The organism is Vibrio sp. Y176, assembly GCF_033438945.1.
Genome location: NZ_JAWOQS010000001.1, coordinates 94795 through 121312 on the forward strand (window position 1 = coordinate 94795; position 26518 = coordinate 121312).

The 26518-nt window shown below is 46.2% G+C and carries 24 protein-coding genes; 14 read left to right on the forward strand and 10 right to left on the reverse strand.

The annotated features are described in order from the left end of the window. Positions 1-276 precede the first annotated feature (276 nt). Both R7O13_RS00445 and R7O13_RS00450 read left to right on the forward strand, forming a co-directional pair. Entirely contained in the window at positions 277-2307 is a 2031-nt protein-coding gene (locus R7O13_RS00445) for a S8 family serine peptidase (RefSeq protein WP_053307150.1), read from the forward strand. A gap of 9 nt (positions 2308-2316) precedes the next feature. After that, positions 2317-2679 (forward strand): ATPase, encoded by a 363-nt coding sequence (locus tag R7O13_RS00450; protein ID WP_172563705.1) that lies wholly within the window; start codon positions 2317-2319, stop codon positions 2677-2679. 190 nt (positions 2680-2869) lie between these two features. Here the strand turns inward: R7O13_RS00450 and R7O13_RS00455 are convergent, their stop codons facing one another. Genes R7O13_RS00455 through R7O13_RS00465 form a run of 3 tightly spaced genes read right to left on the reverse strand, consistent with a single transcriptional unit; the run spans position 2870 to position 4926 of the window. Further along, complete coding sequence (locus R7O13_RS00455) at positions 2870-4126, reverse strand: PTS ascorbate transporter subunit IIC (protein ID WP_010450752.1); 1257 nt, start codon at positions 4124-4126, stop codon at positions 2870-2872. A gap of 9 nt (positions 4127-4135) precedes the next feature. Further along, positions 4136-4423: a PTS sugar transporter subunit IIB gene (locus R7O13_RS00460; RefSeq protein WP_318302698.1), complete on the reverse strand. Its 288-nt coding sequence runs from the start codon at positions 4421-4423 to the stop codon at positions 4136-4138. 59 nt (positions 4424-4482) lie between these two features. After that, positions 4483-4926 carry a PTS sugar transporter subunit IIA gene (locus tag R7O13_RS00465; protein WP_005384357.1) on the reverse strand — a complete coding sequence of 148 codons (444 nt, stop codon included), beginning with the start codon at positions 4924-4926 and terminating at the stop codon, positions 4483-4485. Positions 4927-5174: 248 nt separating this feature from the next. On the opposite strand from R7O13_RS00465, the gene R7O13_RS00470 reads away from it, so the two are divergent. Next, a complete protein-coding gene (locus R7O13_RS00470) occupies positions 5175-6203 on the forward strand; it encodes a LacI family DNA-binding transcriptional regulator (RefSeq protein WP_025768033.1) in 1029 nt (342 codons plus the stop codon). An 84-nt stretch (positions 6204-6287) separates the two neighbouring features. On the opposite strand, the gene phnX is transcribed toward R7O13_RS00470, so the two are convergent. The 3 genes from phnX to phnW form a co-directional block, all read right to left on the reverse strand. Beyond that, on the reverse strand, positions 6288-7103 hold the full coding sequence (gene phnX, locus R7O13_RS00475; protein ID WP_318302701.1) for a phosphonoacetaldehyde hydrolase: 816 nt from the start codon (positions 7101-7103) through the stop codon (positions 6288-6290). Positions 7104-7192: 89 nt separating this feature from the next. Next, complete coding sequence (locus tag R7O13_RS00480) at positions 7193-8572, reverse strand: aspartate aminotransferase family protein (protein ID WP_025768031.1); 1380 nt, start codon at positions 8570-8572, stop codon at positions 7193-7195. A 26-nt stretch (positions 8573-8598) separates the two neighbouring features. After that, positions 8599-9702: a 2-aminoethylphosphonate--pyruvate transaminase gene (gene phnW, locus R7O13_RS00485; protein ID WP_005432490.1), complete on the reverse strand. Its 1104-nt coding sequence runs from the start codon at positions 9700-9702 to the stop codon at positions 8599-8601. Positions 9703-9967: 265 nt separating this feature from the next. On the opposite strand from phnW, the gene R7O13_RS00490 reads away from it, so the two are divergent. From R7O13_RS00490 to R7O13_RS00510, 5 genes are all read left to right on the forward strand, one after another. Further along, complete coding sequence (locus R7O13_RS00490) at positions 9968-10978, forward strand: putative 2-aminoethylphosphonate ABC transporter substrate-binding protein (protein WP_029830462.1); 1011 nt, start codon at positions 9968-9970, stop codon at positions 10976-10978. A 324-nt stretch (positions 10979-11302) separates the two neighbouring features. Continuing rightward, on the forward strand, positions 11303-12409 hold the full coding sequence (locus R7O13_RS00495) for a putative 2-aminoethylphosphonate ABC transporter ATP-binding protein (protein ID WP_005432488.1): 1107 nt from the start codon (positions 11303-11305) through the stop codon (positions 12407-12409). Positions 12410-12417: 8 nt separating this feature from the next. Further along, complete coding sequence (locus R7O13_RS00500; protein ID WP_318302704.1) at positions 12418-14142, forward strand: putative 2-aminoethylphosphonate ABC transporter permease subunit; 1725 nt, start codon at positions 12418-12420, stop codon at positions 14140-14142. A 9-nt stretch (positions 14143-14151) separates the two neighbouring features. Further along, on the forward strand, positions 14152-14856 hold the full coding sequence (gene phnR, locus R7O13_RS00505; RefSeq protein ID WP_005374048.1) for a phosphonate utilization transcriptional regulator PhnR: 705 nt from the start codon (positions 14152-14154) through the stop codon (positions 14854-14856). A gap of 66 nt (positions 14857-14922) precedes the next feature. After that, the gene (locus R7O13_RS00510) at positions 14923-15828 is read left to right on the forward strand and encodes an EamA family transporter (RefSeq protein ID WP_253657294.1); all 906 of its coding nucleotides are present in this window, start codon (positions 14923-14925) and stop codon (positions 15826-15828) included. A gap of 68 nt (positions 15829-15896) precedes the next feature. On the opposite strand, the gene R7O13_RS00515 is transcribed toward R7O13_RS00510, so the two are convergent. Both R7O13_RS00515 and R7O13_RS00520 read right to left on the reverse strand, forming a co-directional pair. Then, the gene (locus tag R7O13_RS00515; RefSeq protein WP_213891560.1) at positions 15897-16448 is read right to left on the reverse strand and encodes an outer membrane beta-barrel protein; all 552 of its coding nucleotides are present in this window, start codon (positions 16446-16448) and stop codon (positions 15897-15899) included. Between the two features lie 12 nt (positions 16449-16460). Then, the gene (locus tag R7O13_RS00520; RefSeq protein WP_005374042.1) at positions 16461-17387 is read right to left on the reverse strand and encodes a VirK/YbjX family protein; all 927 of its coding nucleotides are present in this window, start codon (positions 17385-17387) and stop codon (positions 16461-16463) included. Between the two features lie 412 nt (positions 17388-17799). Here R7O13_RS00520 and R7O13_RS00525 point away from each other — a divergent pair, with 412 nt between their 5' ends. The 5 genes from R7O13_RS00525 (at position 17800) to R7O13_RS00545 (ending at position 23521) form a co-directional block, all read left to right on the forward strand. Further along, a complete protein-coding gene (locus R7O13_RS00525) occupies positions 17800-18159 on the forward strand; it encodes a DUF3316 domain-containing protein (RefSeq protein ID WP_017819758.1) in 360 nt (119 codons plus the stop codon). A gap of 218 nt (positions 18160-18377) precedes the next feature. Beyond that, positions 18378-19778: an FAD-dependent oxidoreductase gene (locus tag R7O13_RS00530; protein WP_253657293.1), complete on the forward strand. Its 1401-nt coding sequence runs from the start codon at positions 18378-18380 to the stop codon at positions 19776-19778. Positions 19779-19891: 113 nt separating this feature from the next. Continuing rightward, positions 19892-21016, forward strand: coding sequence for a M14-type cytosolic carboxypeptidase (locus R7O13_RS00535; RefSeq protein WP_017819760.1), 1125 nt, complete (start codon positions 19892-19894; stop codon positions 21014-21016). Positions 21017-21470: 454 nt separating this feature from the next. Continuing rightward, a complete protein-coding gene (locus R7O13_RS00540; protein ID WP_104980396.1) occupies positions 21471-22451 on the forward strand; it encodes an OmpA family protein in 981 nt (326 codons plus the stop codon). Between the two features lie 200 nt (positions 22452-22651). Further along, positions 22652-23521 (forward strand): LysR substrate-binding domain-containing protein, encoded by an 870-nt coding sequence (locus R7O13_RS00545; RefSeq protein ID WP_213893576.1) that lies wholly within the window; start codon positions 22652-22654, stop codon positions 23519-23521. A 68-nt stretch (positions 23522-23589) separates the two neighbouring features. On the opposite strand, the gene R7O13_RS00550 is transcribed toward R7O13_RS00545, so the two are convergent. After that, a complete protein-coding gene (locus R7O13_RS00550) occupies positions 23590-24465 on the reverse strand; it encodes a LysR family transcriptional regulator (RefSeq protein WP_005384388.1) in 876 nt (291 codons plus the stop codon). 248 nt (positions 24466-24713) lie between these two features. On the opposite strand from R7O13_RS00550, the gene R7O13_RS00555 reads away from it, so the two are divergent. Further along, positions 24714-24950 carry a hypothetical protein gene (locus R7O13_RS00555; protein WP_017819763.1) on the forward strand — a complete coding sequence of 79 codons (237 nt, stop codon included), beginning with the start codon at positions 24714-24716 and terminating at the stop codon, positions 24948-24950. A gap of 121 nt (positions 24951-25071) precedes the next feature. Here the strand turns inward: R7O13_RS00555 and R7O13_RS00560 are convergent, their stop codons facing one another. After that, entirely contained in the window at positions 25072-26442 is a 1371-nt protein-coding gene (locus tag R7O13_RS00560; protein ID WP_017819764.1) for an L-serine ammonia-lyase, read from the reverse strand. Positions 26443-26518 lie beyond the last annotated feature (76 nt).

Consider the following 26518-nt stretch of genomic DNA (forward strand, 5'->3'; position numbering starts at 1 on the left):
ATGGGTAATATTTAGAATAATTACTCACTAACATTAATTTAACATTCACTTTTTGTTAATTAAGTAATTGCTTTATAAGGTTTTGTTGATGATTTTTAATGTTAACTTAAAGTGTTTATTGAATGATCTTTTGTACAAATTTGTATATTCATGAAACAAATTGTTTGGCATTTTTGCTCTGTAAACTATAGCTGAAGCTCTCATGCAAACATCATGATGATGACTTTTCATGAGAATATAGTGAATAAAAATTAGCTCAAATAAGGAATAGGGCAAATGCACTACACAACAAGTAAAAAACAAGGCTTATTTTCGTTGTCTGCCGTAGCAATAGCACTGACCACTTCGATGTCAGCGTTTGCGGCTCCACCAATGGGATTTGATGAATCTAAGTTACCGACGAAGTACATCGTCAAATTCAAAGAAGATGCAGTCAGCCGTTCTTCAATGGGTGGTAACTCATTCTGGGGGCCACGAATCGCGCAGGAGTCTGTTCTAGAACAGGTGAAGGCACGTAAGGTGGAAAAACTGGGCAATCGCGCCATTTACAGCGTTGAATTGGATGGCGATGACTTAGAGCCGCTTCGCAACCGTAGTGATGTGGAATACGTGGAAGTCGATCCACCTCGCTATTTGCTCAGCGAAACGACCCCATGGGGATATGAAGCGGTTAATGCTCAACTGCTAGCTGACTTCAATGCGGGTAATCGCACTGTATGTATTATCGATTCAGGGTACGACATTTCGCACAACGACCTAAGCGGTAACCGCGTTGCTGGTACTAACGATAGTGGTACGGGATCATGGAGTGATCCGGGTAACAACAATGCCCACGGTACTCACGTCGCGGGTACGATTGCTGCGATTGCCAACACCGAAGGTGTAAAGGGTGTGATGCCAAACCAGAATGTTAATTTGCACATCGTGAAAGTATTTAACGAATCGGGTTGGGGTTACTCATCTGGGCTTGTTAAAGCAATCCAGACCTGTGCCGATAATGGTGCTAACGTTGTGAACATGAGCCTTGGTGGTAGTCAATCAAGCCGAACTGAGCAAAATGCACTGCAAAATATTTACGATCAAGGCGTTCTATTGATTGCCGCTGCAGGTAATGATGGCAATACAGCGCACAGCTATCCAGCTTCTTATGACTCAGTGATGTCTGTTGCGGCTGTTGATAATCAAAATGATCATGCAGCGTTCTCACAATCTACTAATCAAGTTGAGATCTCAGGCCCGGGTGTGGCGATCTTATCAACGGTTACGGTAGGTGAAGGTAAACTTTCTGATATTACCTTGAATGGTGTCAGTCAGTTTGATCGTGGGATTGTTCCTCACAATCGTTTGATCAATAACGGTTCTTCGTATGTTCCGGATCCAATCGCGGGTTCAGTAACGGCAACGCTAGATAGCTGTGATGTATCTGGCGGTAACGTTAACTGTGGTGATATGTCGGGCAAAATTTGTTTGACTGAGCGTATCGGCAACCAGTCTTCAGGAAACTACCCTGAAGTGGATGCGGTTCAGGCTTGTTACAATGCGGGTGCGCGAGCTGCAATCGTATACAGCAACTCTGAACTACCTGGTTTACAAAACCCATTCTTGGTAGACACAAACAACGCTTATCGTATGGTTTCGGTAACGGTTGATCGTGCATTTGGTCAAGAGCTGTTGGGGTATGTTGGTCAGGAAATTACTGTTGCAACAACCTCTGGTGAAGATTACGAATACTACAATGGTACATCAATGGCGACACCGCACGTAACGGGCGTAGCTGGCTTGGTGTGGAGTTACCACCCAACCTGTACAGCAGCGCAAGTGCGTAATGCCCTAGTGAAAACTGCAACAGATATTGATGTTGCTGGTCGAGACAACCGTACTGGCCACGGCCTAGTTAATGCTGAAGCGGCGAAGCTGTTCTTGGACGCTGGCTGTAATGGACCTGATGGTGGTAGCTCTTCGGATTCTAGCTTCTCAAATACCAGCCCTGTCGCGATTCCAGATAATAAATCTTCTGGCGCAATCAGTGCAGTAGAAGTCGATCGCTCTGGTGATTCAGGCACAGTAAGTATTGACGTTGATATTAGCCACACTTACATCGGTGATCTACGAGTGACTTTAACGTCACCGACTGGTGGAGAAGTTGTACTTCACAATAATACCGGCGGCAGCGCTAACGATATAAAAAATACGTTCCAAGCGGATTTTTCTGGTTTTGAATCGCAAGGTACATGGGAACTAAAAGCGGTGGACAGTGCCAGAAGAGACACAGGCACCATCAACAGTTGGACTCTGACCTTTCAATAAGGAGTGGCTATGAAGAAGTTGACCTTACTTTCTTTGTCTGCGGTAGGCGCTACCGCACTATTGGCAATCGGACTGAGCTCAAGCAGCTTGGCAAACAATCAAGGATTTCCTCTCGTGGATGAACGCCAAGATCAAGCCGAGCAGCAACCTGCACGTTACTTTGTTAAGTATCATGAAGGGAAAGAGAGCGAAGTGAGAGCGCTTCTTCGTCAGCACAACATTGAAGTGGTCGACGCTCTGGTGAAACAACACGTCTTGGTTGTCGTGGGTGGACAGGCGGAAGTCGATAAACTCGCGGAACATGATGCGGTCGAATACACCGAGCAAGAGCCGACAAGAAAGCTGCTATCTAACGGAACTACGTTTCAATAAACCAAACCTCCTTAAGATAGTGCCAAAAAGAAAAACGCCCCTCACGTGAGGGGCGTTTGTTTTCTTTCATGATCCGGTTCTTATAAAGCCAGTCGCTTGCTATGACTAAAGGTTCTTTAGGATCGATGCCGATGAGCCTATTCCCGCATCAATCAAGCCAGTTCTCAGCTAATCATATTAAGCTAACCACTTAGCGAACAATCAGACCCAGTAAGATACCAACAGCGCCGAAGTCTGCGTCACTAAAGGTTGTGTTAGCAAAGCCTAGGTCACCAAGCACTGGCATTAGGAATACTGGTAGGAAGGTAATCAGTAGACCTTGTGCAAAAGCACCCAAGATTGCACCGCGACGACCACCTGTAGCGTTACCAAATACACCTGCAGCAGCACCCACAAAGAAGTGCGGAACGACGCCTGGGATAATCACAGTAAGACCCATCACGTAAAGTAGGAACATGCCTACAAGACCCGCCGCGAAGCTCGATAGGAAGCCAACTAATACTGCGTTTGGTGCGTATGGGAATACAACCGGACAATCAAGCGCAGGTTTTGCGTTTGGTACTAGTTTGTCTGAGATGCCTTTAAACGCTGGAACGATTTCTGCGATAACCATACGTACACCTTGAAGGATAACGTACACACCACCGGCGAATGTGATGGATTGCATCAGCGCGAACATGAACCAGTGCTTACCACCACTGACTTCGCGTACAAAGTCACCGCCAGCGAAGATACACGTCACCATAAAGATGATGCCCATGGTGAATGAGATTGCTACTGGCGTATCACGTAGGAACAACAAGCTCTTAGGTACGTTCATCTCTTCAGTAGAGTGTTCTTTGTTACCGAACTTGCTGCCAATAAAGCCCGCTAGTACGTAAGAAAGGGTAGAGAAGTGACCAATCGCAACGTCGTCAGAACCTGTTACTTGCTTCATGTACTTGTGAGCAATCGCAGGGAAGAACACCATCACAGAGCCCACAACCAGAGAGCCAAGCGCGATCAGTGGAACACCTTTCATGCCGCTAGAAGCAAGGATCGCCGCTACCATCATCGACATAAATAGCGTGTGGTGACCTGTTAGGAAGATGAATTTCCATGGAGTGAAGCGAGCGATCAGAATGTTCACTAACATACCGAAGAACATGATCATCGCCATCTCTTTACCAAACGCTTCTTGCGCGATAGAGACGATAGCTTCGTTGTTTGGAACCACGCCAGTGATGCCAAATGCGTGTTGGAAAATCGTCGCAAAGTCACCCAGAGAAGTCACAACCAGACCAGCACCCGCGCCAAGCACGATGAAACCTAGAATGGTTTTTACCGTGCCTTTAATACACTCGGTGACCGGTTTTTTCTGGGCAATTAAGCCGATTAGGGCGATGAGACCTACCAGAACCGCCGGCTCTGATAGGACATCGTTCATTAAGAAACTGAAGAATTCCATAACGCCACCTTATAGAGCGCCAAGCTCTTGAAGTGCCACAGATAGACGCTCTTTCATTGCCACTTTGTCGACCATGTTATCAAGCGCAACGATGCGAGGTTCAACGCCAAGTGCGTTCAATTGTTCAACGATGTCGTTAGTACCGATGAAGATGCCACAATCCGTACCTTTTGCAGAGCCTAGATCGATATGATCCACTTCTGCGTTTACATTCAATTCTTTCACGATGCCTTTGATGCTCATTTCCATCATTAGGCTAGTACCAAGACCGTGACCGCAAACAACCATAATTTTCATAATTCAGACCTTTTCTTTTTATAGGGGTGTATGCCCATTTTTTAAGGGCACATCAGGAGTTAGTATTTTTCGATGATCGCGAGAACATCTTGTGTGTTTTGAGCGGTGCAGATGGCTTCTACATGCTCTTCATTCATAAACAACTCAGCCAGTTTAGAAATCGCATCCACGTGCGAGTTACTGTCTGTCGCGGCTAGCGTAACCAGCATTTTTACTGGATCGTTACCTTCAGAATCGAAGTTCACGCCGTTTTGAATCACCGTGATGGCAAGAGACAAACGGTTAACGCCATCTTCAGGGCGAGCGTGTGGCATTGCCATACCAGGACCTACCACGTAGTAAGGACCGAGCTCTTCGTGTGAGCGGTAAATAGCGTCCACGTAGCTTGGCTCAATCGCGCCATTTTCAATCAGTGCTTCACAGGATTTGCTCACCGCATCTTTCCAGTCAGTAGCATCAGAATGGATGCGAATCACATCAGAGGTAATCAGTTCACGTAGCATTGGATTTTTCCGGTTTGTTGTTTTGTTGATGGGTACTTTATCGATCAATTTGTCAGAAAAACCTGAGAATGATCACAAATGGTAGCGCTATCTGATAGCGCTATCATAAATTGTGATAGCGCTACCATTTTTATCAGTCATCCGAGTTTCATATGCTTGTGATCGACTTCTAATGCGCTAATATCAAAACCAATAAAACGCTGTGGTAAGATGTCGCGGCAGAAAATAGAGAACACTAAATAAGAACAATGAGCGAACCTCGCAAACGAAGAAGTACTGGCAATGTCACCTTGGCGGACGTCGCTAAAAAAGCCGGCGTAGGCACCATGACGGTGTCGAGAGCATTACGAACGCCCGAGCTAGTATCTGACAAGCTGAGAGAAAAGATTCAACAAGTGGTTGATGAGCTCGGCTATATCCCGAATAAAGCGGCAGGGGCTTTGGCGTCTGCTGAAAGTTACTCCATCGCTCTTATCATTCCTTCCCTGTTTGAAAAAGCGTGCGCGCTTTTCTTACCGAGCTTTCAACAAGCGTTGAACAAAGCGGGTTATCAGTTGCTGCTTGGTTACAGTGACTACTCGGTAGAGCAAGAAGAGAAACTGCTTTCGACATTTCTTGAGAGCCGTCCAGCCGGAGTGGTGCTGTTTGGTAATGAACACAGCCAACGTACTAATCAGCTTTTGGAAGCCTCGAACACACCAGTATTGGAAATTGCTGAGCTAAGTTCGAAAGCCAGTTATCTCAATATCGGTGTTGACCATTTTGAGGTGGGTAAAGCCTGTACCAAGCATGTGATTGAGCAAGGCTTCAAGAACGTGGGCTTCATTGGGGCACGTGGGGATCACTCCACTTTGCAACGTAAGCTACACGGCTGGCAAAGCGCGATGATTGAGAACTACCTTGCACCGGACCATTTTTTAACCACGCACGAAGCACCATCGTCACAATTAGGTGCGGAAGGGTTGGCAAAGTTATTGCTGCGCGATTCAAGTTTGAATGCTCTGGTATGTAGCCATGAAGAGATTGCGATTGGCGCGTTGTTTGAGTGTCACCGCCGAGTGCTGAAAGTCCCGACCGACATTGCGATTATCTGTTTGGAAGGCTCTTCCATGGGTGAGCACGCCTACCCAAGTTTGACCTGTGCGGAATTCGATTACGAACGTATGGGGACGAAAGCCGCAGACAAGTTACTGCAAGCCATTAAAGGTGAGCCTGTAGAGCACGTAACGGACATGGGCTTTAAGCTAAAACGCCGAGCAAGTACTGCGATCAACTAATTTGATTTGGTTAGCGACAAACGCGATACAAAAAACCTCTCGATGCTGAGAGGTTTTTTTATGCGTGAGAATAGTGATTGTCGACTAAGGACGCTCACCTGCCGCTAGGCGACGTTCGATATCTGCAACCACTTCAGGGAAGTCAGCAATGGTGTCGATAAGGTAGTGCGGCGAGCTCTTGAGCAATTTTGCACGCGCTTTTTCACGAGCAGCATTAAGCGTTGCTTCGTCCGCAGCTTGGTATTCTTCAAACGTTAGACCTGCTTCGTTACCAGAAAGCAGCAAACCAACGGTCCACATACCGGCGTTGTGACCTTCATCGATGCCCGGTGCGGCGTCATCCACTTTGATACACGCATTAACGTCCGTTACATTCAGCTCAATCACGTTTTTCAGTGCCATAAATGGTGCTGGGCGACCACCTTGCGGCAGGTCATCCGTTGCTACTACGTAATCCGGTTTGTAGCCGTAATCCGCAGCCACAGGAATCAGCACATCCATCACTTCGCGAGGGTAACCAGAACAAGAACCGATCTTGATGCCTTTGTCTTTCAGACCGTTCACAACTTCAATCGCATTAAGGATTGGCTCTGCGTGGTCAGCCACTTTTGCTTTTTGCAGAGGCATGAATGCTGCGTAGATAGCGTCGATGTCTTCGCTGGTCATTGAGCGACCAAACTTCTCATTCCAACGCTTATCAACTGCAGGGATGCGACCCACAGCTTGGATGTGATCCCACTTACCAAGCCCCATTGGTTCCCGCGCTTCTTCAAGATCGATATCAAAATCAAAGCCTTGTTTGAGCGCTTCCACAAAGATGCTGGTTGGCGCAAAAGAGCCGAAATCGACGATAGTGCCAGCCCAGTCAAAGATCACTGCTTGAATTGGTGAGTTGCTCATGTTCAATCCTTTTTCTTGCTTGCCAGAGCGCTGCCTACACGTTGGAACCGCGCTCTGGATAAATTGGTTTTTGTTGAGGTCTATCGACCCTAAATGTAGTTAAAGTCTTTACACACTTTGGCGATGGCTTCTTCGAAGATCGCCAACGCTTCTGTCAGTTGTTCGCGAGTGATGATCAGCGGTGGGCTGAGTTGAATCACATTGCCTTGCGATACCTTGAAGCTCACGCCGTTATTGAGGCATTGGTACAGCACGGCTTCTGCTTCGTCATAGGCGCGCGCTTTGCTCTCTTGGTCAGTGACCAACTCAATACCCCACAACATGCCGATGCCACGCACATCGCCAATCACTGGGTACTTGGCTTTCATCTCTAGCAGCTTTTCACGCATGAACTGGCTGTCGGCTTTGGCTTTATCTAGCAAGCCGTCTTGCTCAATGGCTTCCATGGTTGCCAATGCTGCAGCACAACCGATAGGGCTTTTCTCATGAGTGTAATGACCCATGGAGATTTGCTCAGCAGTGTTGTATTTGTCTTTGGTCACCATGGCTGCGATAGGCACTAAGCCTCCGCCCAAACCTTTACCGATGCAGAGCATATCTGGCTCGATGTCATAGGCTTGGTAGGTAAACCATTCACCGCTGCGACCCATGCCGTTAGGGATGTCGTCGATGATCAACATGACATTGTGTTTGTCACAGATTTCACGGATGCGTTTCCAGTAGGCTTTGCTCGGCACTTGTACATCCGTGTTGCGAACCGCTTCTGCGATAAACGCGCCCACGCCACCTTCTTTCTCAATCACGTACTCAAGGTAGTCGGCGTAATGTACGTCGCTGCCGTCCGCGACTGGAAAAGCGCCTCGGTAAGACACTGCTGGTGGAATGCGTTCAACACCTGCCATTAATGGTCCCATTCCTTGACGAAAACACGCTTCGCCGCCCACTGAGATGGCATCCAATGATGCGCCGTGGAAGGAATCCCACAGAGACACCACCTTGTAGTTGCCCGTGATATGGCGCGCTAGTTTAAGTGCCATGCCCACTGCAGATGTGCCACCCGGCGCAAACAGCACGCGATTCAATTCGCCGCCACATATTTGGGTAAGTTTTTCGGCACACTCAATCGCGGTCTCGTTGGTAAAACGACGTGGTGAAAACGGCAGTTTGGCAATTTGCTCTTGCACACGTTTAATCACATGCGGATGACCGTAGCCCAACTGATGGACGTTATTGCCATGGAAGTCCATGTACTTTTTGCCGGTGGCGTTTTGGATGTAGATGCCTTCTGCTGCTTCCAAGGTATCTAAGCAAGGCGTTGACATGGCTTGATGAAGAAAGACCTCCGAATCACGCTTCAACAAAGCTTGCGTGCGTTCGTCGTCCATCGATGCATTCCAAGCTTGGCGCGCTGGTGTCGTGTTGACATCACCTTCGCTGCGGAAATGGGTCGGTTTGATATTCTGAGTCATAACGCTCTCTCAATCAGAAGGCTGCTTTAAGCAACTTGCCAGTACATTGCTTTTTCAATCGCACCGATTAAGCGCTCGATATCTGCTGGGTAAACTTCGCCAATGTTGCCGATGCGGAAGCAATCTGCGTTCGATACTTTACCCGGATAAATCACGAAGCCTTGCTCTTTCAAACGCGTGTAGAACGCTTTGAATTGGTAATCACTGTGAGTTGGAGAGTAGAAAGAGGTGATGATTGGCGAGTGAAGGTCATCACTCAGTAGCGGTTCGAAACCCAAAGAGCGCATACCTGCAACCAGTGTTTTCTGGTTAGTTTGGTAGCGGTTATGACGAGCCTCAATGCCGCCTTCTTGTTCCAGTTCTAGCAATGCTTGGTAGAAAGCGCGAACTGTGTGCGTTGGAGACGTGAAACGCCATTTGCCGTGGTTCACTTCCATACAGTGCCACTGGTCGTAAAGATCAAGGCTCAAAGAACGCGCCTGACCTTGGCACTTTTCTAGCTCAGTTTGTTTCGCAATCACAAAGCCAAAACCCGGTACGCCTTGAATACATTTGTTTGCAGAGCTGATCATAAAATCGATGCCTAGCTCTGCGATATCGATAGGAATGCCACCAAAGCTCGACATGGCATCGAGAATCACGACTTTACCGTGTGCTTTTGCCGCAGAAGCAAATGCCTCAATTGGATTCAGCATGCCAGTGGTTGTCTCGCAGTGAACAATCGCCACGTGTGTGATCGCAGGATCCGATGCCAATGCAGTTTCCACCTCGTTCAAGTGTGGCTGTGATGTTTCGCCTGGGGAAACTACATGGCATGGAATATTTAGGTAATCAGCGATCTGAGCGATACGTGCACCGTACGCACCGTTGTCGACAACCAACAACTTTCCATCTTTGCCAATGGCGCTGCCAATTGTCGCTTCTACTGATGCGGTGCCGCTACCTTGCATTAGTACGCTGGTGTAGCCGTCTTGCTCCGTCGCCAGTTTTACAAGCTTAGTGCGGATCACTTCTACAATGTCTTTGTTGTATTCATCATCCCAAGTACACCAGTCTTTTAGCATGGCTTCACGTACTGTTTCAGAAGTAGATAGAGGACCTGGAGTCAGTAGTAGGTATTCGTTTTTCATCTCGATTTCCATCAGAATAGGCTAATTGGTCTACACCAAATTTCGAGTTCACTCTAGCGAGGAAGAAAAGGGCAGTAAATAGGCGAATCTCCAATTTCATAAAACTTTAATATCCAGAAAATGGCGGATCAATTGAACGATTATTCATCGCAAATTTTCGTAAAACTGCCATTTAATGGTCATGATTTCGTCACAAAGGCTCAGTAGGGTGTATATCGTCAACTGGTACAGACCAAATGAAACTTAGCCAAATTAACTGGAGAAAATGATGAAAAACCGTTTGATGAAAGGATCGCTGGCTGCACTTGTCTCTCTGCTAGCTACGAATGCAATGGCAGCACAGGAAGTCACGGTTTACACCGCTTTCGAAACTGACATTCTTGCGAAATACAAGTCTGCGTTTGAGAAAGATAACCCAGATATCAAGATTAAGTGGGTTCGCGATTCCACCGGTATCATGACGGCGAAATTGCTGGCCGAAAAGAACAACCCTCAAGCGGAAGTGGTTTGGGGTCTTGCTGGCTCGTCAATGGCACTGCTTAAAGATGAAGGTCTTCTTAAGCCTTACACACCAAAAGGTTTGGAAGAGCTGCACGCGAACCTAAACGACCCTCAATCAAACCAAGCTTGGTTCGGTAACGATGCGTTCTTTAACGCAGTTTGTTTCAACGAAGCGGTAGCGAAACAACTTAACCTACCGAAACCAACGTCTTGGGAAGACCTAACGAAGCCGGTTTACAAAGGTCACATTGCAATGCCTAACCCTGCGTCTTCAGGCACTGGCTACATGCAGGTTTCTGCTTGGCTACAAAACATGGGTGAAGATCAGGCATGGAACTACATGCGTGACTTAGACAAGAACATTGCACACTACACGCACTCTGGCTCTAAGCCATGTGTTCAAGCTGGTATGGGTGAAGTGGCTATCGGTATTTCGATGGCGAGCCGCGGCGCGAAGCTGAAAACACAAGGCGCACCACTAGCGGTTATCACACCAAAAGGCATCGGCTGGGAATCAGAAGCCGTTGGTCTAGTAAAAGAGTCTGATGCAGCGAAACGTGTTGTCGACTGGTCAATCTCTAAAGCAGCAAACGAGCTTTACGTAGAAATGTATCCAGTGGTTGCACATAAAGACGTGAAAGCGACCGTTTCTAACTTCCCTAACGTTCAAGAGAACATGGCGAAGATGGACTTCGCGCAAATGGGCAGCAAGCGTGCAGAGATCTTAGCGGCTTGGTCTGAGAAGTTTGACGCGAAATCAGAGCCAAAATCTTAATTGAATTTGCTTTGATTTGAATGTTGAAATCCACCTCGGTTGAGGTGGGTTTTTTGTTTTCTCTGTTATTTCAGAGTTTGCTGAAAGTAGATTCCTAGTCTCACCTAGGTTCGCTGGAATGACGGACTTAAGAAAGTAGGAGCTTCTATCTACACTCACAACGTCATTCTCGAGAGCGACGAAGGAGTGAGTCGGGAATCTCGAATTACCACTTGAACAAACCTCATCACCCTTCATCTATTTGTCATCTTCTGGCTATAAACTTGTCATTGGAACGTAACACTCCAAAACTAAAGTTGGTATATACCATTTGGAGCGTGTGTTATGTCAACTAACCAACATTACCTAAATATCGAAAATGTAGTGAAGCAATTCGGACAGTTCACTGCGTTAAAGAAAATCTCGCTAGCGATTGAAAAGGGCGAGTTCGTTTGTTTTCTTGGTCCTTCTGGCTGCGGTAAAACCACTCTGCTACGTGCCATTGCAGGTTTAGACTTGCCAACGTCTGGTGCGATTTTTCAAAACGGTCAAGAGACCACATTCCTACCACCAGAGAAGCGCGACTTTGGCATCGTATTCCAATCTTACGCGCTGTTTCCGAACCTAACTGTGCAAGAGAACATTGCAGTGGGTTTGAAGAACCAAGGTATGTCGACCAAAGAAGCGTTAGAGAAAGTGGATTACTGGTTAGAAACCATTGGTCTTCCAACCTCTGGCGAGAAATTCCCTAACCAACTTTCTGGTGGTCAGCAGCAGCGTGTTGCTTTGGCTCGTGCATTGGCGCTATCTCCGGGTCTACTGTTATTGGATGAGCCGCTGTCAGCGCTGGATGCAAAAGTACGTGTTCACTTACGTGACGAGATTTGTAAGCTGCAACGCAAGCTGGGCATCACCACCATCATGGTTACGCACGATCAGGACGAAGCGCTGTCGATGGCGGATCGTATCGTGGTAATGAACCATGGTGTGATTGAGCAAGTCGGCACACCTCAAGAGATCTACCAACAACCAGCGACGCGCTTTGTTGCTGAGTTTGTCGGCAGCATGAACTTTATTGAAACCTCAGTCGCAACGGACTCCCAAGTGCGCATTGCCGAAACTCTGATGCCAGCGCCAAGCTTGACCAATCGTAAGATCCAACGTGGTGACCGCTTCGACCTTGCGGTGCGTCCTGAAAGCATCAAGTTCGTTGAAAACTACACCAATTCTTTACCTGTGCGAGTGACGGCTACCGAGTTTTTGGGGGCGTTTTTCCGCATTGATTGCGTATTGCAAAACGACAGCTCAACGAAAACCATCGTCGTGGATGTGCCCGTGGAAACGGTTCAAAAACTCAATATCAAAGCGGGCGATGTACGTTACATCCAGTTTGCTGAAGAAGGGCTGCATGGTTACGCCGTGCCCTCGGTTGATAAAGCGCTAGCGGCGTAGGTGTAAACATGGATGCGAAGACAATGACGATGAATAGCCTGACCACACAAGACAAAGCAAAATCCTTACTCGGACGTGTTAGCCGCGACAACCTTGTGTTGTTCGGTTTGCTCGCTGGTTTGTCGACCATGATGGTGCTGTTCATCTTAATGCCGCTTTGGGCAATGTTGACCAAGAGTGTGCAAAATGCCAATGGCGAATTTGTTGGATTGGCAAACTTTGCGACGTACTTTTCCTCTTCAAGCTTATGGGTATCGGTAGGCAACACCTTCACTTTGGGCGTGATTGTGACCTCGGTCGTGGGTGTGCTTGCGTTTGGTTATGCCTACGCGCTGACTCGTTCCTGTATGCCGTTTAAAGGTTTGTTTCAAATCCTAGGTACTGCGCCGATTCTCGCGCCTTCGTTGTTACCAGCGATCAGTTTGATCTTCCTTTTCGGTAATCAAGGCATTGCCAAAGAGATGCTGTTAGGAAACTCGATTTACGGCGTGATTGGTATCTCGATGGGTTTGATTTTCTGGACCTTCCCTCATGCATTGATGATCTTAACCACTTCGCTGCGCACTTCAGATGCCCGTTTGTATGAAGCAGCCCGCGCACTTAAAACCTCACCAATCAAAACTTTCTTTATGGTGACGTTACCTGCGGCGAAATACGGTTTGATCAGTACGCTTATCGTCGTCTTTACACTGGTTATCACGGACTTTGGTGTGCCGAAAGTGATTGGTGGCAGCTATAACGTTCTGGCGACTGACATCTTCAAACAAGTTGTGGGACAGCAAAACTTTGCCATGGGTGCGGTAACCAGCATTATGTTGTTATTCCCTGCGGTAATGGCGTTCGGTGCAGACCGCTGGGTACAGAAAAAACAAAAGAGCTTATTCGACACACGTTCGGTGCCATATCAGCCAGAACCCAACAAAGCGCGCGACAGCATTTGTTTGGTTTACTGCAGTATCATTTCTATCGCAGTGTTGGCTGTGCTTGGCATGGCAGTGTATGGCTCGTTAGTTACGTTCTGGCCTTGGAACAAAGCGCTGACGCTAAATAACTACAACTTTGCCGAAATGAGCACTTACGGTTGGAGCCCATTCTTCAACTCGCTAACGCTGGCAAGTTGGACGGCAGTTATTGGTACAGCCATCATCTTTGTCGGTGCTTACTGCATTGAGAAAGGGCGTGCGTTTGGTCCAATTCGTCAGGTGATGCAAATGCTTAGCGTGGTGCCAATGGCAGTTCCGGGTATGGTGCTTGGCTTGGGTTACATCTTTTACTTCAATGATGCGAATAATCCTCTGAACGTGCTTTATGGCACCATGGCATTCTTGGTGATTAACACGGTAGTGCATTACTACACTGTGGGTCACATGACAGCCCTGACAGCGCTAAAGCAGTTGCCATCAGAGATTGAAGCCACGGCGGCATCGGTGAAGCTTCCTCAATACAAGTTGTTCTTTAAAGTGACATTACCTGTGTGTTTACCTGCGATTTTGGACATTGCGACTTACTTGTTTGTTAATGCATTGACCACCACTTCTGCGGTAGTATTCCTTTACTCAACCGATACGATTCCGGCTTCGGTCTCGATTCTGAATATGGACGATGCAGGTCAAACTGGCGCTGCAGCGGCAATGGCCGTGATGATTATGATGGCTGCCGCAATTGCGAAGATTGTTCAGATGACTTTGGGTAAATTGTTAGAAAATCGCACACAAGCTTGGCGCAAAAGATAAGGACACTTCGTGCAATACGTAAAAATTAAAGATTCGATTGTTGAACAGATTGAAGCGGGCATGCTATCGCCGCGTCAAAAACTGCCAGCAGAGCGTAAGTTGGCGGAGTCGTTCGATACTACACGCGTCACTCTGCGTGAAGCTTTATCACTGCTAGAAGCGGAAGGTCGAATCTATCGCGAAGATCGCCGAGGTTGGTTTATCTCACCTGAGCCATTGCGTTACGACCCAACGCAAACGCTGAACTTCCCGAACATGGCGAAAGCGCAAAATCGTGTGCCAAAAACGGAGTTGGTTGCAGCAAAAGGAACGTTGGCAAACAAACAAGCCGCGCGTTTGCTAGACTTGCAGCCTTTCTCGGATGTGTATCGAGTCGACCGTGTGCGATACCTTGAAGACAGACCTGTGGTATTCGTAACAAACTACATTCGTCCAGAGCTGTTTCCGAACCTGTTGGACTACGATTTATCAAATTCACTGACGGACATTTACCGCGAGCATTATGGCGTGACGTATCAAAAGATTCGCTACCGCATTTCAACGAGCACTTTGTTGGGTGAAATGGCTCAGGCACTGCGCGCGACAGCTGGCACTCCCGCGATGGTGGTGGAGCGCATCAACTATAACCAGCACGGTGAGTTGATTGATTGCGATATCGAGTATTGGCGACACGATGCCATCAGCATTGAATCTCTGGCGGAACTCAATCGTTAAGTGGATTTTCTCATTATCTAAGGCTCCATCTCGGAGCCTTTACTTTATTCAGACAGGAACATTGAAATGGATTTGTTGGCGATTGGTCTCGTCGTTTTTTCTGCTGTTCTCCATGCGGGCTGGAATATCCTTGGTAAAAGCAACTCAGGCTCTGGACTCGCGTTTACTATGGCGGCCAGCTTCTCTGCCTGTGCCATTCTTACCCCTTATTTGATTTGGTATTTGGCGACCATTGGCTGGACATCATTACCGAGTGAATTTTGGGGATTGCTGTTCATTAGCGGCATTTCACAAATGGTTTATTTGGTCGGTTTGATTGTCGCTTATAAGCACGCTGATGTGGGGGTGGTTTATCCAATTGCTCGCGCACTGCCTGTGATGATGGTCGGCGCAATCAGTGTGGCATTAGGGCATGAATTATCCAGTCAGCAGTGGCTTGGATTCTTGCTGATAACCCTTGGTTGTATGCTGGTACCACTGACGAACTTTCGTCAGATGACGCTGAGCTCTTATTTGAATGTCGGTGTGTTCTGGGCATTAATTGCCGCAATAGGTACAACGGGTTACTCCGTGGTTGATAAAGAAGCGCTGAGTTTACTCACAGGACAAGCATCTGAGATCTTGAATGATCAGTACAGTGCAATCTTCTATTTGGGCGTGCAGTTTTGGGCAATTGGTATTCCTGCCCTTGTGTGGTGCTTGGTTACAGGCAAGCCAGATGAGATTAAGACTGCGTGGCAGATCCGCAAAACAGCCAGCATGGCGGGGGTAATGATGGCATCCACCTACGGTTTGGTTCTGTTTGCGATGACCATGACCGACAACGTGAGCTTGGTCGTAGCACTAAGGCAAATCAGCATTGTGTTTGGATTGTTTATGGGGATTTGGTTTCTGTCTGAGAAATGGTATCTCACCCGAGGGCTTGGCGTTACTTCTATCGTGGCGGGGATCATTCTCGCGCTTGCGTATTGACCTATATTCACGAAAAAAGGCAGCGAATGAGCCTCTCGCTGCCTTTTGTATTAACGTGTAAGCCTTGTTTAAAAACGCAGTTGCGCACCAAACATCACGCCGCTAGAGTCAAAATCGCTGTTTTTTGAGTACACATATTCTGCATTCAAACCAAAGTGTTTATAGCTCCAGCCGATACCGCCAACCGCTTCACCTCCGACACTTGAGTGTTCGATGTTCTTGCTCTGACCGTTCACTTTATAAGTGTATTCGAGAGTGTAGAGAGTGACACCTGCCTTGCCGTACAGTTCGAAACCTGAACCCAGAGGATAGCTAGCATAGCCACTCAAGCGAGGTCCGGAGAAGCTCGTATCGGTGACTTCTGAAATCGGACTCACGAGTATCGAGCCGATACCGTCAAACGCGCCTTTATAACCTGCTTCGATACCAAAGTTATGTGTTGGCATGTAGCGGTAATATATTTCACCTAAGAACATGTCGCCTGATTCTTTGCTTGTCGGAGCATCGTAGTTCACATCGCCATAGCCAATGTTTGTACCTATGATGTGCACACTGGTTTCTGCATTGGTTGACAAAGAAAAAGCCGACAGCACTAAAGCAGTAATGAATGAATAACGCATGAACGCTTCTCCTTAGCTTTTAGCTTGCTCGCCTTTTAATATTTGTTCGAAAGTGACCTTGGTGTTGTCTAGCCATTCATAACGGCGACGATACATCGAACGCTTAGAGCGCGACATGCCTTCGATATCTCGACGGGGTGCATTTACATCAATTGAGTAAAAATGACGATTGTATTCGGTGCCGCCCAATTCTTGCCAGAGTGCATCGTAATCCGTTTTTATTCGCCCTTTGCTGTAACGTTTAGCTGCGTAAGTATGGGACTGCGTTTTCACCGCTAGAATCGTATTTACTTCCCAAATTTGTGCGAGCAAAGTGAGCAAGCTCACCATCAAGCTTTTTGGTCTCTGTCCGTAAAGCTTACGAGTTAGCTTTTTAATTTTCGCGTTGTTTTCTTCACTGCTTCGCGGTCCTTGTAAGCCGCCAATCATAATGCTGCGTCCAGATTCGATGTGACCTAGCGTAAAAGAGAGCGTGTAGAAGTTGCCATCTTCAGCGCTGTGCAGCACTAGGCTCATGTCGCCTTCTTTTTGATAACGTGCTTCGTATACTAATCTCACCGAGTACAGTATTTCGTCAATTTCAAAAGAGGCTAATGTTAGGCCTTTCGAGTCTGTGTAGATTTCTTCGATTGTTTGTTTAGAAAACAGTTCTGAAATAGTTTTATAGTGATCAACTACCAAGTTAGAACGATCGAACGCTGAGTTGTTTTTGATGATATACGGACGAAACGGTTTCTCTAAAAACCGATGCGTACGTGTACAAAGCAACTCTAACAATGACGATTCAATATTGTCTGAAAGGTGCTTAAATGCACGTTTGTAATAAAGCGCACGTAAGATGAACTTAGCTCTGTAGGTCCAAATTGGCTTGTAGACATCAGCATAATCATCTGAGTAAATCGATTTGCTATGGTAAAAAATGGATTTGTTCGCGGTCATTTTCACTCCAGATTAACTTGTGCTCAATAGCGACAATTAAGAACCGACGGACGAGCAGCGAAGAACCCGAAAAGGAGGAATGCAAAGCACGACTGAAAAGAGGTGGTTTTTGCTGTGTCCGACGTTTGTGTAAGGTTTTGAACACTGTTCTTTTGCTGGAATTCTAAGAGAAAATTGACCTTAGGTATTGTATGGTTTGGTAAGGAAGTGTCAGGTTGAAACCCATTGTTCAAAAGAAAGAAAATGCGAATGTAGGCTGAATATGACGTTGAGTTGCTAAGTTAATGTGAAATAAGTTGAACGAAAATTGAACATTATTTGAAATTGTTTTGACGTGTTTTAGGTCTCTATACGTACCTTATAAGTATCGAGCCAATTTTGGCCCGATGTAAAGGTAAGTAAGGAGAGGTTTATGAAACGCTTAACAACTTTAGCAAGTACGATTGCTCTGATTGCTGCACCTTCTATGGCTCTTGCTGGTGGTTATCAGTGGACAAACGATACCGAAACTATCCATGGCGACGTAATGGATAGCAAACAAGCGGCTTATGAAATGGGCCGAGACATGATCCAAAGCTACCAAAATAAATCATCTGGACAACTCCGTGATGAGTTTACGAGCCTTACAACGTATGTTGATCGCCAATCGTTTTCTATCACTGACTCAAAAGTCATGGTAAATGAGTTCTTGCAAAGTGACGGGCAAGTTGTTTACCAGCCTATTCTCAATGTTCAATACGAGTACCGCATGCGTGATACCGGTAAATATTAACCAGTAAGACGGACTCGAATTGTTTACCACTAATATTTTTGCTGTTTGTTTTGGGGAGCCACGAGCTCCCCATTTTGTTTTTGTTGGAAGCGAAAATTCGCACACTCTCAGTGCAACATTTTCTATCGCTCAGCGTTAGATTTTCTTGCTCGTTGATTGTCATCATCGTTTGTAAAGTGTTTGCGGAAATGGATGTAACGCACTAACGAGGATACCCGATGACACATCATTCATATTGGTTCAAGCAGGCAATTGAAGCTGAGCAACCAGAAACGCCACAACCGTTACAGCAGAACATTAATACTGACGTTGCGATTGTTGGTGGCGGATACACCGGACTTTGGACCGCGATTATGATTAAGCAGCAATCTCCGGAAAAAAAGGTAGTCGTGATTGAAAAAGGCCTTTGTGGCAGTGGTGCATCGGGCGCAAACGGCGGTTGTATGCTGACTTGGTCTACCAAGTTTCCGACATTGAAACGGTTATTCGGTGAAGAACATGCTGCTTGGTTAGTAAAAGAGTCGGAGCAAGCAGTGCTAGAGATTGACGACTTTTGTCAGCAGCACAACATTGATGCGCACTTATCGTTGAAAGGGGTTTATTACACTGCAACCAATCAGGCTCAAACTGGGGGAATGCAGCCAGTTGTGGACGAGTTAAAGCGATTAGAAGTGAACAGTTGGCGTCGTTGCTCGGTGGAGGAACTGCGTGCCAATGCGGGTTCACCTCGACATATAGAAGGCTTTCACTCTCCAGTTGCAGCCAGCGCTCAACCTGCATTATTAGTGAGGGGGTTACGCCGTGTTGCTATTGATCTGGGTGTAGAAGTTTATGAGAACACGCCGATGACGCGTCTAGATTATGGAAAACCTGCCACTGTCTGTACACCTAAAGGAAATGTTCAAGCGCAGCAGGTGGTATTGGCATTAAATGCATGGATGGTGGAGCAGTTTAAACAGTTCAAAAACAGTATCGTGGTGGTCTCTTCCGACATGGTGATCACCAAGCCGCTTGGTGACGCACTACCTCTATCTGGTTGGCAGGCAGGTTCTAGCGTGTTGGATTCACGTATCTTCGTCCACTATTACCGAGATACGCCAGATGGCCGTTTGATGTTGGGGAAAGGCGGCAATCAGTTTTCTTTCAATAACCAAGTCGACGCAATGTTTAACAAGCCAACACGCTACCAAGGTCTACTGCGCAAGTCGTTCGATAAGTTGTTTCCTCATTTGAGAGGAGAGGAGTTTGCTTATTCATGGACGGGGGGCTCTGATCGTTCTGCTACTGGTTTCCCTTTTTTCGGCGAGCTAGATAAACAGAGCAATATCTTTTACGGATTTGGTTATTCAGGCAATGGTGTAGCGCAGACTCGAATGGGCGGAAAGATCTTATCTTCATTGATATTGGGAATCGATAACGAGTGGACGAACAGTGGTTTAGCCAAAGGACCGTTGGGGTATTTCCCACCAGAACCGCTTCGCTGGACCGGGGCTATGATAGTGCGCAACGCGGTACGTCGAAAAGAGGAAGCAGAAGATAACGAGAAAACGCCGTTTATCTGGGATAAGTGGCTAGCAAAACTCGCGGGACCAGCAGGCAAAGCGGATAAGCTTGACTAAACTGAAGACTTTAGCCACAAACGAGACAGTTTGCAGTGAAAGTCATTGGGGCGCGATGAAGCCTTGTGTTAGCCTCTGTCTTTCAAGCTCAGATTTAAAAGGTGAGTCATAAAATGAAAGTATTCAGCAACTTCGATAGCGGCAGCATTCACGTAGTGAAAGCGGACGACAAAAACGACATCCAACTCAAAATTCCTAACGACAATATGTCGGAATTCTACCAGTGGTTCCACTTCCGTCTTGAGACAGAAGCCGAGCAATCACACACCATCAAATTGCTTGATTTGGCTAAATCGGCTTATCCAGAAGGATGGCAAGGTTACGATGTGGTTGCGTCTTACGATCGTGAAGAATGGTTCCGAGTACCGGCAGAGTTCGATGGCGACACGCTGACTTTCACTGTAATCCCTGAGCGCAGCTCAATTTACTTCGCGTACTTTGCGCCATACACGTACGATCGTCATTTAGACTTGTTACACATGGCACAAAGCGCGCACCACTGCCAACTTGAAACACTAGGCCACACATTAGACGGCAACGACATGAGCTTGCTTACTTTCGGTGAGCCAGAAGAAGGTAAAAAGAAAATCTGGATGATTGCACGTCAGCACCCAGGTGAGACGATGGCAGAATGGTTCATGGAAGGTATGATCCAACGTCTGTTAGATGAAAACGACACGGTTGCGCGTGCATTGCTTGAAAAAGCGGTGCTTTACGTCGTACCAAACATGAACCCAGACGGTGGTATTCGCGGTCACTTGCGTACCAACGCAGTAGGTGTAAACCTAAATCGTGAATGGCAAACGCCATCAATGGAAAAGAGCCCAGAAGTCTACCTTGTGCGTCAGCGCATGCTGGAAACGGGTGTTGACATGTTTTTAGATATTCATGGCGATGAAGCGATTCCGTATAACTTCGTCGCTGGCTCAGAAGGTATTCCTTCTTACGATGAAAATCTTGCCGCTTTAGAGACATCATTTAAGCAAGCGTTACTGACTATTACGCCAGAGTTCCAAGATGAGATTGGTTACGATAAAGATGAGCCTGGTAAAGCGAATTTGACGGTCGGTTCAAATTGGGTTGCAGAGCAGTTCAAATGCTTGTCTTACACAATCGAAATGCCATTTAAAGATAACAACAATCACCCAGATCCACTTTATGGTTGGTCTCCTGAGCGTAGTGTCTTGTTTGGGCAAGATGTATTAGCTGCAACGTTAACCGTAGCGGATAAAATTTAGCTCGACGAGTTAACGCTTTTTCATTATTTCGAAAACAGCTCATTTAAATGAGCTGTTTTTTTGTGCTCTCCAGCTCCACGCTCCCCTGTAAAAATTTGTTGCCATTCACAAGCTTAAATGATGATTCTTAAATTTGAGAAAGTGGCTTTTTATGGTGATTTGTGTCACAGAAAGTTGGCTTCTTTGTGATATTCTCCGCAACGAATTGACTATGGCTAAACCAACGCAACGAACTTTATTTTTCGGTTGGGTATGCGGATGAAGCTCATGAATAGATGGTCTTGAGGTTACCTTTTTCCGTTTTACGTCATTGGCGTTTGAATATCATTTTTGATTCTTTCCTACGCTATTTAGCTATTTCTATTCGAAGAAAAGAGAAAGTTACGGCTTCATATTTTACGGCAGTATGCTGCCGCGATGTGTTGCTTTGTGTACAAGAAAAAGGAAAAGAATAATGAAAAAAATCGCTATAGCAGTGGCTACTGTACTTGCTGGTGGTGTGATCTCAAACGTTGCACTTGCTGACACTTACATGGGCGGTAAAGTAGGTTACAACTCTCTAAACGATGCGTGTTACCTAAACGAACCTTGTGACGACGACAGTTTTGCAGCATCTATGCACTTAGGCTACAGCTTCAACAAGTACGTTGCGGCAGAGTATGGTGTTGATTACCTTGGTGACTTCACTGCAAACTTCAAAAAGCCTGGCCTAAACACCGTTGATGGTGATCTTTGGGCATTGACGCTTGCTCCTAAATTTAACCTACCACTAACGGATTCTTGGAATCTATTCGCGAAAGTTGGTGCTGCATACATGATGGCTGGTGACGAGAAAGATTTCGTACCAACTGGCTCTCTGGGTGCTGAATACCAAATCAACTACAACTGGAGCCTACGTGCTGAATACCAACGCTACCAAGATATGTCTGATGATGTAATTGAAGACATGGATTCAGATTTCTTCGGTATCGGTTTCAACTACAAGTTTGGTTCTGAGCCAGTCGTTCAAGAAAAAGCCGTTGAAGAGGCGGTAGAAGCACGTCCTGCAACACGCATTGTAGATCACGTTTACCCTGCTCAAACAACAGCGACAGTACAATTCGACTTAGAAAGTGCAGAAGTGAAAGACGCGTCGAACCTTTCTGGTACCGTTGATTTGATGAATACTTACCCACAAGCTCAAGTTGAGATCACGGGTTACAGCGATACGACAGGTTCTGCTGCTTACAACAAGCAACTCACAGAAAAACGTGCGAAAGCCGTTGCTGACGAGTTCCAAGCAAAAGGTATTGCGGCTGAGCGTATGACAGTGAAAGGCATGGGTGAAGCTAACCCAGTGGCAAGCAACGAGACACGTCAAGGTCGTCAAATGAACCGTCGTGTTGAAGTGGTTGTTCCTGCGTTTGAATACCAAACAACTGAAAAAGCAGAATAATTCCTGCTTAAGATAAAGTTCCAAAAGCCAGCGTGTATCACGCTGGCTTTTTTGATCCCGCTTAACAAACTAAGTAGTTGTGTAGAAACATAGTTATATCGGGACGCTTTGACATATGCTCAACATACGTAAACTCAGCACCTTCATCAATTTGTCATCACCAGTTCATAGCATGACAGCTAAATGTCTGGGAGAATGATATGCAAAGTTTACCGCCGCTCAATTTGCTCCGAGCTTTTGAAGCCACGGCGCGACTACAGAGTTTTACAAAAGCCGCAGAGGAGCTAAATGTGACTCGTGCGGCCGTAAGCCAACAGGTGAAATCGCTAGAGTCACAGCTCAATGCGACGTTATTCGAGCGCAAGGGCACGCACCTTACGCTGACCTGCTCAGCACAAGAATACTGGCCTGTGGTTAATCATGTGCTCCAAACATTATCGACCACGACGCAGCATTTATTTACTCGTCCCAAGAATACGCAAGTTAACTTACATGTCGCTCACAGCTTTTGCTCTCAGTGGTTAATGCCAAGGTTGGCTGATTTTCAGCGACAATTCCCAGACATTTCCTTTAAAATCTCGACCACTGCTAATACGGTTCCAAACGCCAGTGCGATTGCGGATATCGAAATTATTAACGGAGATGGAGATTGGCAAGAGCAAGAAGCCATACGATTAACCCAAGAAAACTGGATTGTTGTCGCAAGCCCCGGCTTTATGCATTTAAACCCGATAAATGACCTCTCGCAGTTAGCTAAAGCGCCTAAAATCTGTACTAGCGGTTATCATGAATCTTGGCAAGAGTGGCTTTCACACCAAGGTTACCAAGGGAAGGTGAGCAAAGTCGTCGCCGAGTTTGAACACTCATTGCTTGCTATTCATGCTGCGATTAATCAACTTGGCGTGTTGCTGGTAAGAGACTTTCTTGTTGAGGATGAGCTGCAACAGGGCGTATTAGTCCAGGCTGGAAATTGGCATATGCCAAGTTCTGGTGCACATTATATGGTGGTTCGAGTATCCGAAAAATCACACGTAAACACCTTTGCTCAATGGTTAATACAGAGTCTTTAATGTTCGTTCAGCGAGTAAGTAGAGCGCATGTGTGGTTTGGCTATTATTAGCAGTAGCAAGTCATCAGTCTAGGACTGAGCGACATGCTTAATGACATCTAATAACCACTGATTTACCGGAGCTTGCTGTTGAGAGCGACGACAGCTCATCACGTAGCGAACATCAAGCTCTAGCCCAGCAGGAAGCGCGATACTCCGGCAACCCTTAGGAACATGTCCACTCATCGTTATGCCAAAATGATTCGTTTGCAGAAGCACTTTTTGAATCATCGCTGGATGCTCAATTTCCACTTTAGGTGTGGTTCTAAAACCCATATGTTTGAGCCTTTCCAACACTGGGTATCGGTAGTCGTTCCATCCCGGCGTTTTAAAAAGTATAAAAGGGTATTCTTCTAGTTCTTGGGAGTTTTGAGCGGGATGATCTTGTCGAACAAAAAATACCGCTTTTCCTCGCCCTAGTTCGGTCTGAACAATTGACTGTGGCAGATCTTCATCAAAGTAATGAATCGCAATGGCGTTTTCACCGTCAATTAATCGTTTTTTTGCTTCGCTACCCCAGCGCAAACATGAGAATTTTGCGTTTGGGGCGTGCTTTAGTAACTCCAAGTAAAACTTGTCACCAAAGTACTCCCAAAACAATGTGTTGGCATAAATAGTGATTGAACCGTCAAAATGAGCTGGTGAAAAATGCTGTGGTTTGATGGAATCAATACTGTTGATTATTTGCTCAAAATGCGCAATGTTCGCTTCCACAAAAGCTGTTGGTTCAAAGCCATTTTTGGTCTGAACGAATAGCGGATCATTGAGCTGAGTTTTCATCTTTGTCAGATTTTTGCTGATTGCTCCTGACGTTTTACCGAGTGATTCTGCGACTAACCGGACGTTACGTAACTCATACATCCGTTTTAATACCAAAATATTTTGAATATCCAGATTAACGCTCATACATTGTCTCGCTTGGCTTTTGTCGACAAATCATATCGCTGAATTTCTTAAGAAAAGACAACGCTCGGTCAATTTAAGTTGCTGCCTTATCCCTGATTTATTGAAGGTAACGATAAGTTATTCTTGGTTACACCAGTTTATTAGCATGGATTTCCATTTGGTAAATAATGGCTTTCCTCGTATGAGCGCGTTTCTGTTGTTACAGTTTTTCCACCGAAAGAAAGTTAGAACGATAATAGAGGTGATGTATGAAAAAACTAATCGCACTTGTTTTGATGATTTGCTCAACAAACGTAGCATTTGCTGGCGATGGGTCATACACGGGCACGATTGATATGACGATGGCAACGAAAAATCAGGTTGACGTAGAGCGTGCAGATTCTCAATTGACGCTGAAGGGTCGCAATGAAATGGCCTATGGCGGTGTAACAATCCATTCGGATGCTGCAACTCAAAAAATTGAACTTCGTGGTCGACGTGATTAATCGAATAGTTTCTTGTTAAGAAAATGCCGCGAAGAACGCGGCATTTCTATATGTAATATCATCAGATCACAATTACCAGATAAGCGTATGGTGAGAAGCTAAGCGCAATGACCACTTGCCATTATTCGCATGGCGGTGCCATATGAATGACAGCTAAGCCCCCCAAAGAGGTTTCACGGTATTTTTTATTCATATCTTTACCAGTCTGATACATGGTTTCGATAACTTTATCTAACGAAATTAAGCATTTACTTGTGCGCTTTAATGCCATACGCGATGCATTAATCGCTTTCATTGCTCCCATGGCATTTCTTTCAATACAAGGTACTTGAACCAAGCCGCCAATCGGGTCACAAGTCATACCCAATGAATGCTCCATCGCAATTTCCGCAGCAATACAAATCTGCTCGTTACTGCCCCCTCTTAGCGCTGTTAAGCCAGCGGCAGCCATGGATGAAGAAACCCCAACTTCTCCCTGACACCCCACTTCTGCACCAGAAATTGACGCGTTAGTTTTATATAAGATGCCGATAGCGCCGGCGACTGCGAGAAAGTCTTTTAGCTGTTTAACATCGAGCTCTTTGATGAAGCGATGGTAGTACATCAATACCGCCGGAATCACCCCTGCTGCGCCATTCGTTGGAGAAGTAACGACTTGCCCTCCTGCTGCATTTTCTTCACTAACCGCAAAGGCGAAGAGATTGATCCAATCCATGATCTCCATCGGATCGTTTTCAACTGCTGCGTTGGCTTCGAGCTTTTTCAAAAGGTTTGGTGCTCGACGAGTGACATTTAGACCACCTTCCAAAATCCCTTCCGTATCGAAGCCACGTTGCATGCAGAGCGACATCACTTTCCAAATTTGCTCTGCTCTTTGGTTAATTTCTTCGTCTGAGCGAAAGGCGAGTTCGTTTTGGAGGATCATGCCTCCCAAGCTGAAACCGTTCGTCTCGGCTTTTTCCAGCATCTCATCTGCGGATGTAAACGGAAATGGTACTGCGACCTCATCTTGTTGCGTGCCGTTCTCTAGTTCGTCGGCGGTGGCGATGAATCCGCCCCCAATGGAGTAATAAATTTCAAACGCTACTTGATCTCCAGCAGCGTCTAATGCCGTAATCGTCATGCCATTTTCATGCAGGGGAAGGTTGTCGCTATGAAAGACGATGTCATGGTCGTAGCTAAACTCAATCTGGTGTGTACCGGCGAGCATGAGCGTATTATTGTCTATGGTATTTTGTAGCGCACTTTTGGCACTGCTCATTTTGATGGTATCAGGTTTATTTCCCATCAAACCAAGGACCGTGGCTCGGTCTGTATGGTGCCCTCTACCTGTCAGTGACAATGAGCCATAAAGGTCCACTTGCACCCGATGCACTTTCGCCATAGAGTCGCTAACTAGCTGAGTGAAATGGAATCCGGCAAGCATAGGACCATTAGTGTGGGAGCTGGATGGCCCGACACCAATTTTAAATATATCGAAAATCGACAGCATAATTGACTTCCTTTAGCAGTGAACCTTTATAAAGGTCTCTAGAACAGTGTTGTTAACTAGATGTTAAAGCTTGTGG

Bases quoted from the DNA above. Each gene is read 5' to 3' on its own strand.
- R7O13_RS00545 (WP_213893576.1), top strand. From the start codon at position 22,652: ATGCAAAGTTTACCGCCGCTCAATTTGCTCCGAGCTTTTGAAGCCACG.
- R7O13_RS00515 (WP_213891560.1), bottom strand. From the start codon at position 16,448: ATGCGTTATTCATTCATTACTGCTTTAGTGCTGTCGGCTTTTTCTTTG.
- R7O13_RS00535 (WP_017819760.1), top strand. From the start codon at position 19,892: ATGAAAGTATTCAGCAACTTCGATAGCGGCAGCATTCACGTAGTGAAA.
- R7O13_RS00490 (WP_029830462.1), top strand. From the start codon at position 9,968: ATGATGAAAAACCGTTTGATGAAAGGATCGCTGGCTGCACTTGTCTCT.
- phnW (WP_005432490.1), bottom strand. From the start codon at position 9,702: ATGAAAAACGAATACCTACTACTGACTCCAGGTCCTCTATCTACTTCT.
- R7O13_RS00455 (WP_010450752.1), bottom strand. From the start codon at position 4,126: ATGGAATTCTTCAGTTTCTTAATGAACGATGTCCTATCAGAGCCGGCG.
- R7O13_RS00555 (WP_017819763.1), top strand. From the start codon at position 24,714: ATGAAAAAACTAATCGCACTTGTTTTGATGATTTGCTCAACAAACGTA.
- R7O13_RS00530 (WP_253657293.1), top strand. From the start codon at position 18,378: ATGACACATCATTCATATTGGTTCAAGCAGGCAATTGAAGCTGAGCAA.
- R7O13_RS00560 (WP_017819764.1), bottom strand. From the start codon at position 26,442: ATGCTGTCGATTTTCGATATATTTAAAATTGGTGTCGGGCCATCCAGC.
- R7O13_RS00470 (WP_025768033.1), top strand. From the start codon at position 5,175: ATGAGCGAACCTCGCAAACGAAGAAGTACTGGCAATGTCACCTTGGCG.
- R7O13_RS00500 (WP_318302704.1), top strand. From the start codon at position 12,418: ATGGATGCGAAGACAATGACGATGAATAGCCTGACCACACAAGACAAA.
- R7O13_RS00450 (WP_172563705.1), top strand. From the start codon at position 2,317: ATGAAGAAGTTGACCTTACTTTCTTTGTCTGCGGTAGGCGCTACCGCA.
- R7O13_RS00460 (WP_318302698.1), bottom strand. From the start codon at position 4,423: ATGAAAATTATGGTTGTTTGCGGTCACGGTCTTGGTACTAGCCTAATG.
- R7O13_RS00495 (WP_005432488.1), top strand. From the start codon at position 11,303: ATGTCAACTAACCAACATTACCTAAATATCGAAAATGTAGTGAAGCAA.
- R7O13_RS00525 (WP_017819758.1), top strand. From the start codon at position 17,800: ATGAAACGCTTAACAACTTTAGCAAGTACGATTGCTCTGATTGCTGCA.
- R7O13_RS00465 (WP_005384357.1), bottom strand. From the start codon at position 4,926: ATGCTACGTGAACTGATTACCTCTGATGTGATTCGCATCCATTCTGAT.
- R7O13_RS00550 (WP_005384388.1), bottom strand. From the start codon at position 24,465: ATGAGCGTTAATCTGGATATTCAAAATATTTTGGTATTAAAACGGATG.
- R7O13_RS00510 (WP_253657294.1), top strand. From the start codon at position 14,923: ATGGATTTGTTGGCGATTGGTCTCGTCGTTTTTTCTGCTGTTCTCCAT.
- phnX (WP_318302701.1), bottom strand. From the start codon at position 7,103: ATGAGCAACTCACCAATTCAAGCAGTGATCTTTGACTGGGCTGGCACT.
- R7O13_RS00520 (WP_005374042.1), bottom strand. From the start codon at position 17,387: ATGACCGCGAACAAATCCATTTTTTACCATAGCAAATCGATTTACTCA.
- R7O13_RS00540 (WP_104980396.1), top strand. From the start codon at position 21,471: ATGAAAAAAATCGCTATAGCAGTGGCTACTGTACTTGCTGGTGGTGTG.
- R7O13_RS00445 (WP_053307150.1), top strand. From the start codon at position 277: ATGCACTACACAACAAGTAAAAAACAAGGCTTATTTTCGTTGTCTGCC.
- R7O13_RS00480 (WP_025768031.1), bottom strand. From the start codon at position 8,572: ATGACTCAGAATATCAAACCGACCCATTTCCGCAGCGAAGGTGATGTC.